This is a genomic window from Gottfriedia luciferensis, assembly GCF_001712755.1.
GTDB lineage: Bacteria > Bacillota > Bacilli > Bacillales > Bacillaceae_G > Gottfriedia > Gottfriedia luciferensis_B.
In genome coordinates this window covers 43033-55011 of sequence record NZ_MDKC01000023.1, presented here as the reverse complement: position 1 = coordinate 55011, position 11979 = coordinate 43033, and the positions used below count along the sequence as shown (strand labels likewise).

8 protein-coding genes and 1 pseudogene are annotated in these 11979 nt (G+C 33.1%); all 9 read left to right on the top strand.

The window, feature by feature from the left end; all coding sequences use genetic code 11:
• Positions 1-6 precede the first annotated feature (6 nt).
• The 9 genes and pseudogenes from xseA to spo0A all read left to right on the top strand — a co-directional run bounded on the left by xseA (position 7) and on the right by spo0A (position 10884).
• On the top strand, positions 7-1353 hold the full coding sequence (gene xseA, locus BED47_RS13370) for an exodeoxyribonuclease VII large subunit (protein WP_069034072.1): 1347 nt from the start codon (positions 7-9) through the stop codon (positions 1351-1353).
• A gap of 5 nt (positions 1354-1358) precedes the next feature.
• Positions 1359-1586 carry an exodeoxyribonuclease VII small subunit gene (locus BED47_RS13365; RefSeq protein WP_439097786.1) on the top strand — a complete coding sequence of 76 codons (228 nt, stop codon included), beginning with the start codon at positions 1359-1361 and terminating at the stop codon, positions 1584-1586.
• 1 nt (position 1587) lies between these two features.
• Positions 1588-2475 carry a polyprenyl synthetase family protein gene (locus BED47_RS13360; RefSeq protein WP_069034071.1) on the top strand — a complete coding sequence of 296 codons (888 nt, stop codon included), beginning with the start codon at positions 1588-1590 and terminating at the stop codon, positions 2473-2475.
• Between the two features lie 360 nt (positions 2476-2835).
• Positions 2836-4716 (top strand): 1-deoxy-D-xylulose-5-phosphate synthase, encoded by a 1881-nt coding sequence (gene dxs / locus BED47_RS13355; protein WP_069034070.1) that lies wholly within the window; start codon positions 2836-2838, stop codon positions 4714-4716.
• Between the two features lie 15 nt (positions 4717-4731).
• Positions 4732-5559: a TlyA family RNA methyltransferase gene (locus BED47_RS13350; RefSeq protein ID WP_069034069.1), complete on the top strand. Its 828-nt coding sequence runs from the start codon at positions 4732-4734 to the stop codon at positions 5557-5559.
• A gap of 283 nt (positions 5560-5842) precedes the next feature.
• Positions 5843-6295, top strand: a complete 453-nt coding sequence (gene ahrC, locus BED47_RS13345) for a transcriptional regulator AhrC/ArgR (RefSeq protein WP_069034068.1) — start codon at positions 5843-5845, stop codon at positions 6293-6295.
• 32 nt (positions 6296-6327) lie between these two features.
• Positions 6328-8058 (top strand): DNA repair protein RecN, encoded by a 1731-nt coding sequence (recN, locus tag BED47_RS13340; RefSeq protein WP_069034067.1) that lies wholly within the window; start codon positions 6328-6330, stop codon positions 8056-8058.
• A 309-nt stretch (positions 8059-8367) separates the two neighbouring features.
• Positions 8368-9477: pseudogene (gene spoIVB / locus BED47_RS13335) on the top strand (SpoIVB peptidase); the annotation flags it as partial.
• 618 nt (positions 9478-10095) lie between these two features.
• Positions 10096-10884 carry a sporulation transcription factor Spo0A gene (spo0A, locus tag BED47_RS13330; protein ID WP_069034065.1) on the top strand — a complete coding sequence of 263 codons (789 nt, stop codon included), beginning with the start codon at positions 10096-10098 and terminating at the stop codon, positions 10882-10884.
• The last annotated feature ends 1095 nt before the right edge of the window (positions 10885-11979 follow it).

Genomic DNA, 11979 nt, shown 5'->3' with positions numbered 1-11979 from the left:
CTATGCATGACGGAAAAGCTACCAGTTACTGTTACCGCATTAACGAAATATTTAAAAGCAAAATTTCAAGCGGATCGTAATTTGCAAAATATACTTCTCCGTGGAGAAATCTCAAATTTTAAACGTCATTCATCTAGCGGACATTATTATTTTACGTTAAAAGATGATGGTGCTAGAATTGCAGCGGTCATGTTTCAATCCTATAATGCAAATATCGCATTTCAACCAACCGATGGTATGCAGGTTATTGTACAAGGTGAAATAAATGTATACCCAGGATCTGGTAGCTATCAAATCTACATAAGAGACATGCAACCTGATGGGGTCGGCGGTCTCTTTGTAGCTTATGAACAATTGAAGAAAAAACTATTAGAAGAAGGACTCTTTGATCAGAAATTTAAGAAAAAGATTCCTTCTTTTCCTAGTGTAATCGGGGTTGTTACTTCACCAACTGGTGCAGCAGTTCGCGATATCATTACAACGATTCAACGAAGATACCCGATTGGGAAAATAGTTGTAATTCCAACGCTTGTACAAGGTGAAGGGGCGAAAGCGTCGATTGTAAAATCAATTGAAACAGCGGGTAAAATGGAAGAAATAGATGTGTTAATAGTCGGACGAGGCGGAGGATCAATTGAGGAACTCTGGGCCTTTAACGAAGAAATAGTAGCGAGAGCGATCTTTCAATCAAAAATCCCAATCATTTCCGCAGTGGGTCACGAAACAGATACGACAATTGCTGATTATGTCGCTGATCTAAGGGCACCTACACCAACAGCTGCAGCAGAATTAGTTTCGTTAAGCCAAAGAGAGATACTAGAGCAATTTACAGTTCGAAAATCAAGACTTAATAAAGCAATGGATACGATTATTGAACGAAAACAAGCGCAATTAAAGGCTGTTCAAGATGCTTATGTTTTTAGATATCCAAATTCACTATTCCATCCAAAACAAGAGCAATTTGACCGGATTAATGAACGTTTACATACATCAATAAATGAAATTGTTAAGTCTAAAATAAACAAGCATAAAGAACTAAATTCGTCGCTACTTATTCATCATCCAAGTAATAGAGTTCAGCTTGAAAAGCAAAGGCACCAGCAATTACATATGTCTTTACAAAAAGAATTTAATCGCCTAATTACCCAGAAGAAATTTGAAATGGAAAGAGTAGTTCATACACTAGATGCACTTAGTCCATTAAAAGTTATGGCCAGAGGTTATTCATTAGCATATAAAAATGATAACGAATTAATGAAATCGGTTAAACAAGCAAAAAGCGGAGACCGGTTCCAATTACAAATGACCGATGGGAAATTAAATTGTGAAGTACTTGAAGTAAAAGGAGAGTGAATCAATTGTCACAAAATGAGCGCACTTTTGAAGAAGCAATAAAAGAAATTGAAATGATCGTACAAAAATTAGAGCAAGGTGACGTACCACTTGAAAAAGCGATCGAATACTTTCAAGAAGGAATAAAACTCTCTCAAATTTGTCAAGAGAAGCTTACTAAAGTTGAAAAGCAAATGACTTCTATATTAAATGAACAGGGTGAACAAACTCCTTTTACTGTTGAGGAGGAATAATATGAACACTTTCAAAGATTTTATGGAGTATTCCAGTAGAATAGTAAATGATGAAATGATTAAATCGGTTGAAAGATTAAAAGCACCAGAAAAATTAAAAGAATCTATGTCCTATTCATTGCAAGGTGGAGGGAAAAGAATTAGACCTCTTTTACTTTTCGCAACGCTAGATGCATTTGGTAATGACCCATTAATAGGGATTAAACCTGCATGTGCTTTAGAAATGATTCATACTTATTCATTAATTCATGATGATTTACCATGTATGGATGATGATGATTTTCGAAGAGGAAAACCGACAAATCATAAAGTATTTGGCGAAGATCTTGCGGTATTAGCAGGTGATGGTTTACTGACATACGCATTTAAATTAATTACGGAAATGAATGATTTTCATGTGTCTGATCAAGTGAAACTTCAATTAATTAGTGAATTAGCGATTGCTGCAGGTCCTGAAGGTATGGTTGCCGGTCAGGTAGCAGATATGGAAGGTGAAAGTAAAGAGCTTAGTGGAGAAGAATTGCAATATATCCATGAAAGAAAAACGGGTAAAATGTTAATGTATCCAGTTATTGCAGGTGCAATCATTTCAAAAGCAACAGCTGAACAATTATCTCACCTAACCCAATTTGCTTATAAACTCGGTATCGCATTTCAAATACAAGATGATATTTTAGACGTAATTGGTGATGAAGAAGTACTTGGTAAGCCAGTTGGTAGTGATATAGAAAATGATAAAACTACTTATGTTAAGTTGTATTCAGTTGAGGGAGCTAAAGAAAGGCTTCATACATTTATTACTGAAGCCAAACAACATGTTCGAGCATGTGGGATTAAAGATGACTACTTAATCTCAATTTGTGATTTTGTTGAAAATCGCAGTTTTTAAACTTTGATTATGTAATTAATTCCATGTCCATTGAATAGATTTATTCATTTATGTATAATGTAACTACTTTATAACCGTTAATGTTGTTAATAAAATATACAGAAATGTAGGCCGTTAACACATTTGTGCTAGCGGCTTTCTTTTCATTTTGCAAAAAAATATATATTATTTTGTTCTATAAAAATAAAAAACATTAAACAGATTTTAATAAAAATGGTATTATGATACATGGTGTTAAGAGTTAGTCATTTAAGAAACTAGCGTTTAACTACAAGTATGGTAAAATCATTTTATAGATAAAATTACATAATAATGAATTATTTATATAGATTTAACATCTAGGAAGGTGAGTGATCCAAGATGGATCTTACGACAATTGAAAATCCGAGCTTTTTAAAAAATAAAACGAACGGTGAATTAGAAGTATTAAGTGAAGAAATTCGTAAATTTCTTATTCAGCAGCTTTCTGAGACAGGTGGTCATATTGCGCCAAATTTAGGAGTTGTTGAATTAACGATTGCATTACATAAAGTCTTTGATTCGCCTAAAGACAAATTTTTATGGGATGTAGGACATCAATCGTATGTTCATAAAATATTAACTGGTCGTGCTAAAGAATTTACAACACTAAGACAATTTAAAGGACTATGTGGCTTTCCTAAGCGAAATGAAAGTGAGCATGATGTATGGGAAACTGGGCACAGCTCGACTTCACTATCTGCGGCAATGGGGATGGCTATTGCTAGAGATATTAAAAAAACTGGTGAATATATTATTCCGATTATCGGAGATGGTGCATTAACTGGTGGGATGGCTCTTGAAGCAATGAATCATATTGGACATGAACAAAAAGATGTCATCGTTATTTTAAATGATAATGAAATGTCTATAGCTCCGAACGTAGGCGCATTACATAGCATTTTAGGAAGACTGAGAACAACTGGGAAATACCGTTGGGCTAAAGGTGAGCTTGAAGGTGTGATCAAAAAAATTCCTGGAATCGGGGATAAACTATCAAGTACATCAAAAAAATTAAAAGATAGCCTAAAATACTTAGTTACTCAAGGAATGTTTTTTGAGGAAATGGGATTCACTTATTTTGGACCAGTTGATGGACATAATTTTGAAGACTTATTTGAATCACTTGAATATGCTAAGAAAACTAAAGGCCCGGTATTAGTACACGTACTAACGAAAAAAGGAAAAGGATATAAGCCAGCAGAAAGTGATGATATCGGAACTTGGCATGGCACAGGTCCTTATAAGGTAGAATCTGGGAAGTTAATTAAGCCTGATAAAGCACCACCTGCATGGAGTAAACTTGTTAGTGATACTGTATTAAAATTAGCTTTAAAAGATGAGCGAATCGTAGCGATTACTCCTGCAATGCCAGTCGGTTCAAAATTGGAAAATTTCCAAGCTCAATTACCTGGCCGAATTTTTGATGTTGGTATTGCAGAGCAACATGCGGCAACAGTCGCAGCTGGTTTAGCAACGCAAGGAATGAAGCCATTTTTAGCAATTTATTCAACATTCCTTCAAAGAGCATACGACCAAGTATTACATGATATTTGTAGACAAAATTTAAATGTATTCATTGGAATCGATCGTGCAGGATTAGTAGGTGCTGACGGTGAAACTCACCAAGGTGTGTTTGATATTGCCTTTCTACGTCATATACCAAACTTAGTTTTAATGATGCCTAAAGATGAGAATGAAGGGCAACATATGGTAAATACTGCAATTCAATACGAAGATGGTCCAATTGCCCTACGTTTCCCTAGAGGGAATGGTATCGGCGTACCAATGGATGAGCAATTAAAAGAAATTCCGATTGGTTCATGGGAAGTATTAAGAGAAGGTTCTGATGCAGTTATTTTAACATTTGGTACTACAATTAAAATGGCATTAGATGCGGCGGATGAGTTGGAGAAAGAAAATATTTCTGTTAAAGTAGTAAACGCAAGATTTATTAAACCAATGGATACTGCAATGTTAAATGATATCTTTAAGGACGGAAAACCGATTTTAACGATTGAAGAAGCAGTATTACAAGGTGGTTTTGGAAGTGCTGTTTTAGAATTTGCAAGTTCAAATAATTATCAAAACGTCCGCGTAGAACGTATTGGTATACCGGATTTATTTGTTGAACACGGTGATGTGGATAAATTACTTGATGAAATTCATTTAACAAAAGATGAATCGGTTAAGAAAATCCGTGAAATGGTTTGTAATAAATAAGAGGATGACATTTAAATGGCAAAAAAGGAACGAGTAGACGTACTTTTAGTAGATCGTGGTTTAATCGAAACACGTGAAAAAGCTAAACGAGCAATTATGGCAGGACTAGTCTATACAAACGAACAAAGATTAGATAAGCCTGGAGAAAAAATAGACATCGAACTCCCTTTACAAATTAAAGGTGAAGTTATGCCTTATGTGAGTCGTGGAGGGTACAAATTAGAAAAAGCGATAAACACATTCGATCTATCAGTTAAAGATAAAATTATGATTGATATTGGATCTTCGACAGGTGGATTTACGGATTGTGCACTTCAAAACGGGGCAAAAAAATCATACGCACTTGATGTTGGATACAATCAACTTGCTTGGAAATTAAGGCAAGATGAACGTGTTATTGTTATGGAACGCACAAATTTTCGTTATGTTAAACCAGAAGATTTAATTGAAGGGTTACCTCAATTTGCTTCAATTGACGTATCCTTTATTTCGTTACGTTTGATTTTACCAGTCTTAAAAACATTATTAGTACCCACAAGTGATGTTGTCGCGTTAATTAAACCACAATTTGAAGCTGGTAGAGAGCAAGTTGGTAAAAAGGGGATTGTACGCGATCCAAAAGTGCATGAACAAGTTATCGAAATGATGATCGATTTTGCGCTTCGCCAAGGATATGATATAAAAGCTTTAACTTTTTCTCCTATAACTGGTGGAGACGGTAATATTGAATTTTTAATTCATCTTCATTGGGAAGGTTCAAAGGAAATTGGAAATAGCGGGTTAAATCGTTTACCAATGGATATTGTAAATGAAGCACATAGTGAATTAAAGAAGGTAAAATAATAAGAAGGAGACTTTCAGGCTGCTTACAATCAGTCTGAAAATCAAATTTTTAGTACTCTTTACTACACACTGAAAGGAAACCGAATAGGTTTCCTTTTTCTCCTTTTTCAAATTAAGTAATTAATTCGATAGGATTCGTTCAACCTAATAAAAAAGTAAAGAAAATATCATGCTGAAAAATGCATTTTATGAAAACGTTTAAAAAAATATATACAATAACGAGTAGATTAGATAAGATATTCTTTAAGTAAGATATTTGTCGGAATTTGCAAAGAGGTGTATTATGAATAAAGGTCAGCGTCATATAAAAATACGAGAAATTATCGCAAAAAATGAAGTCGAAACACAAGATGAATTAGTACAATCACTAAGAGACTTAGGGTTTAAAGTAACCCAAGCAACGATTTCACGTGATATAAAAGAACTACATCTAGTGAAAGTACCGTTATCTGATGGTCGATATAAATATAGCTTACCTGCAGATCAACGATTTAATCCGTTACAAAAATTAAAAAGACTTTTAATTGATTCATTCATTAAAATTGATAGTTCAAGTCATTTAATTGTAATGAAGACATTGCCAGGTAATGCAAATGCAGTTGGTGCATTAATTGATCATTTAGATTGGTCAGAAATTATGGGTACAATCTGTGGAGATGATACGATCTTAATCATTTGTCGTACACCTGTAGATGCTGAGGATTTAAAAGAAAAATTTATTGACATGCTTCAATAGGAGAATGGTTTTAAAAAGAGGAGAGAAACTCATTGTTATCTGAAATTATCATTAAAAATTTTGCAATCATTGAGGAAGTTTCCATTTCATTTGAAAAGGGTTTAACTGTACTAAGTGGTGAAACAGGAGCGGGGAAGTCGATCATTATTGACGCTATCGGCCTGTTACTTGGTGGTCGTGGATCTGCAGAATTCGTAAGATATGATACTGAAAAAGCAGAAATTGAAGGCTTATTTCATATCGAAAATGAGAATCATCTAATTTATTCAAGATGCAGAGAATTAGGTTTTGACATTGAAGATGAAATGATTATTTTAAAAAGAGATATTACTTCATCTGGTAAAAGTGTATGCCGTATCAATGGGAAATTAGTGACAACTTCTATACTGAAGGAAATTGGTGGTTTACTTGTTGATATTCATGGGCAACATGAGAGCCAAGATTTAATGGACCAAGAACATCATTTACCGATGTTACAACAATATGATGAAAAAGCAATTGTTCCTTTGTATACTGAATATCAAAATATATTTAATAACTATACAGACTTAAAAAAACAGTTAAAGCAATTAACTGAAAATGAACAACAAATGGCTCATAGGTTGGATTTAATTCAATTTCAGCTAACTGAAATACAAAATGCGAATTTGCAAGAAAATGAAGACGATCAGTTGATGGAAGAAAGACTCAAAATTTCTAATTTTGAACGCATTTATAAGTCATTAGTTGAAGCATATCAAAGTTTATCGCAGGATGGATCAGGTTTAGATTCGGTTAGATCATGTATGTATTCTTTAGAGTCAGTTACGAATATTGATAATGACATTAAAGAAATGCATGAAGGAATCAGTAGTAGCTATTACTTATTAGAGGATATATCGTATCGATTACGTGATTCCATTGAACAAATGGAATATGATCCAAATAGATTAAACGAAATTGAAACTCGATTGAGTGAGATCTCTATGTTAAAAAAGAAGTATGGGCACAGTGTTGCTGATATTTTAAAATACGCAGAAAATATCGAACAAGAGTTGGATACTATTCAACATAAAGATATGCATATCGAGAAGCTACAAAAAGACTTAGATAATGTGACAATCAAGCTAATTAAAGCTGGTAAGACTCTTTCAAATAAAAGAAAAGAATTAGCTATCAAATTGACTGCTGATATACATAAAGAATTAAAAGAGCTTTATATGGATAAAACAACCTTTGAAATTATGTTTGATGTTGAAGAAGGACAAGAATCAGATCCAATTATTGATGAACAACATATAAAGTTTAAAAAAGATGGATTTGATTTTGTTGAGTTTTATATTTCAACAAATCCAGGGGAGCCTTTAAAGCCTTTAGCAAAGGTTGCTTCTGGTGGAGAACTTTCAAGGATGTTCCTAGCGTTAAAGAGCATTTTCACGAAGCATCAGGGGATTACGTCAATTATATTTGATGAAGTTGATACAGGGGTTAGTGGAAGAGTAGCGCAAGCAATTGCGGAAAAAATACACAAGGTATCTATAGATTCTCAAGTTCTTTGTATAACTCACTTACCACAAGTAGCTTCTATGGCAGATACGCATTTATTCATCGCCAAATTAATTGATGGAAATCGAACGAAAACTTCTGTTACACCATTACGAAATGATCAAAAAATTAATGAAATTGCAAGGATGATCGCCGGAGTTGAAATTACAGATGTAACGATTCAACACGCTAAAGAATTGATCGATCAGGCAGCTTCTTCAAAATACCAATCTCAATGAACATAAAGAGAATGTTTAATGATGGAAATTGTTTTCTATACATTAAATATTCTCTTTTTTTTATGGGAATTATTGATAAATTAGTAATTGGAAAATGCTAAATGAAACATACTAATACAACATTATACGTTAAAGAATCTATCATATTTTTACAATCATATTTTGCTTTTGCAAAGCTAACATTAACTACATAGCCACGAATTAAAAAAAATGAAATTTGGCGCTAAGGAGAGTGATTCGCTTGTGAAAAATATAAATGTTCATCGAATAATAAAAATTCTTCTCCTTTTATTTATAGTTGGTATTGGCGTGTTTAATATAAATCAAAATAATGTGTTTTCATCTACCATTAAAAATAAGGATCAACAAGAAATTGTTAATGTAGCACTTGGTATGAATGAATTACCAAGTAAAAAGGTAGATGTTAAAGTATTAAACAGTTTAAGAATAATACCAGGGGGACAGTCAATAGGAGTAAAACTTAACTCAGTAGGTGTCTTAGTCGTTGGACATCATTTAGTAAATACTAGTTCAGGACAAAAGTCTCCAGGTGAAATTGCCGGTATTAAAGTTGGAGACATGATCATAAAAATGAATGGTAAACAAATCGAAAAAATGTCAGATGTATTACCGTTTATTCAAAAAGCCGGAAAGTATGGAAAGCCTATAAAAATCACTGTAAAACGCGAGGGTAAGTATTACACAAAAATGTTACAACCTATTCGTGACCAAGGTCATAATAGCTATCGAATTGGATTATATATAAGAGATTCAGCTTCTGGTATCGGCACGATGACATTCATAGAACCTAATTCATTAAAATATGGCGCACTTGGACATGTTATTTCTGATAGCGATACGAGAAAAGCCATTGAAGTAGAAGATGGGCATATAGTCTATTCAACAGTCACTGCAATTGAAAAAGGTGCAGATGGTTCACCAGGAGAAAAAATAGCGCATTTTGCTTTAGATCGAGGAACGATTGGTAATATCACTTCAAATAGTCCATTTGGCATATTCGGTAAAGTTAACAATAAAATAGACAACGGGATCATGTCTCAACCTTTACCCATTGCATTATCAAATGAAGTGAAAAAAGGTCCTGCCAAAATACTTACCGTAATACATGATAATAAAGTAGAAGCATTTGACATTGAAATAGTAAGCAGTATTCAACAAAAATTCCCATCTACTAAAGGAATCATTTTAAAAGTTACTGATAAACGTTTACTTAAAGAAACTGGCGGGATTGTACAAGGAATGAGCGGCTCACCGATCATTCAAAATGGAAAATTAATCGGAGCAGTTACACATGTTTTTGTAAATGATTCGACTAGTGGGTATGGGGTTCATATTGAGTGGATGCTTGATGAGGCTAAAGTACCTATTTATGATTATCAAAATAAAAAGGCTTCTTGATTTAAAAAATACACCTAACTAATTATGTAGGTGTATTTTTATGTTTAAATGCACTGCAGATGCTCGAGTTCTGTAAAGCCATATCTTTTCATGTGAGAAGGCTTAAAGGGCTACACAGGACCTCTCATAAGTGTTTAATATCCTTTCAAAGTAAAATGGATCTCACATAAAAATACTCAAAAATCCCCCTTTCCCTTTATGAATTGGTTTCAACATTTGTTTCAACACAGTAAATATTTTGTAGTGTATTTTGTTAAAAATAAGTCAAAATAGGGAAAAAATGGTAATATACTATTAGCAACAACGAAAGATTAAAAAAAATTTAATGTAAAGGATGGTTGATATGACGGTTGATGTTACAGAATTGTAAATTTATATTAAAAATTATAAATTTACATACTATTTCATTTTTTATATAATGAATTATATGTATAATTCGACTTATTACATAGTAGTTTTTAACGCAATCGTCGAATGCTAGAAGAAATTGAAGAAAACTATCTATATTAATAAAAATATTCAGAATTTATAATAAAAACAGGAAATAAATTTTTATTGTCGAAATTATCGGTAATAAGTAATGAAAATTCACTATAGAGGATGTAGGGAGGAACGGGCGTGGAGAAAATTAAAGTATTATTAGTTGATGATAATAAAGAACTTGTTATTATGTTAGAAAACTACATTAACGCACAAACAGATATGGAAGTGGTTGGTGTTGCGTTTAATGGACAAGACTGCTTGCCTCTAGTGAAGGATAAAAAGCCAGATGTGCTAGTCTTAGATATTATTATGCCACATTTAGATGGATTAGCGGTTTTAGATCGTTTACGCGCTGGCTTAGTGGAAAAAATTCCAAACGTAATTATGCTAACAGCATTTGGTCAAGAGGATGTTACTAAAAAAGCTGTTGACCTTGGTGCATCATATTTTATTTTAAAACCATTTGATATGGAGCATTTAATCAGCAATATCCGTCAAGTAGTTGGAAAGGGTAGTGCGGTAACGAAACGTAATGCACCTTCTTTAGTTTCTAATTACGAAAGCAAGCCACGTAACTTAGATGCTAGTATCACAAGTATCATCCATGAAATTGGGGTACCTGCACATATTAAAGGATATATGTATTTACGTGAAGCGATTTCGATGGTATACAACGATATTGAGCTTTTAGGTTCAATTACAAAAGTTTTATATCCAGATATCGCTAAAAAGTTTAATACAACAGCTAGCCGAGTTGAACGTGCAATTCGACATGCGATTGAAGTAGCATGGAGCCGTGGCAATATCGATAGTATTTCTACATTATTCGGTTATACAATTTCAATGTCAAAAGCAAAACCAACAAATTCAGAATTTATTGCAATGGTAGCTGATAAATTACGTTTAGAACATAAAGCTTCTTAATTTATTTTAGCATTAATTTCTAAAGAAAAATTCAATTCCGATTAACTTCTAACAGTGATTCCACAGACATTTCTCTTAGCGAATAACTTCTTACGAGATCTTCGGTACTTTTTTCGCATTAGCAATTATATAATAGTAAAAAGAAAACGTTGTCTATCGTAGACAACGTTTTCTTTTTAGTGTTGAAATATAATATGGTCAATAGGGAAAACGGACATTAAATTGAACTTATTTATATATAATCATTTTTTGGATGATATATCATTGGTTTTAAATGTTAATATTTTAAGCAATTTTATGATTCAAAATCACTAGTAATGTTTTTTTCTGAAGTTAAAAATATTATGAGCAAATTTTAGAAAACAAATTCAGTTGATTGGTTTAATTAAAGTTCGATATTAGTTGACCTACAAACTGATTAATACACAACGGTTAGGTTACTCTAAGTAAAGGCTTTTTGATTATGGTTTATTGCAGACTTATTTTTATGAGTAAGTTGATTGGAACTAAAGGGGTGCTCGACTCCTATGGGATTAGCGGGAAGGCTTAGACCCCGCAGGCTTGCCGAGGAGGCTAAAGAATCTCGCCCAATGGAAAGCGAGCATCCTGTAGTGGAAATCAACATCACTTTACTCCTTTTACGAAAATTTGGTAATTTAATTGAAAACGTTTTCTTTTGATGTTGAAAAACAATAATTGTACTTTAAGACAGTGAAAGCTAGAACCGTTGAATTTACACTTTATAAAAATTAGTTTGCGTAATAATTTGTAGTATGCTATAATACTTATTGCGCCACTGATAACTGTTAGAAAAACGATATTATTACTACGAAAATTTGGGAGAAAATTGGACGTATTCCATGACGCGTCAGCTATTTCAACCTTATTTAAAAATTAGTAGTAGTGTCTGTTAGTGAAGATTGTTGTGAAACAAGCTGCCTAATGGAACGGCCCTGGAGCCGAATTGCGAAAGAGAGGTAGGGCTTTCGCCAATAGACAACAATTTTTAAATTTAAATAAAACTAACATATATATTACAAAGGCTATTCGTATACGTTGTACGAATAGCCTTTTCCATTTGTAAAATAAACCGAT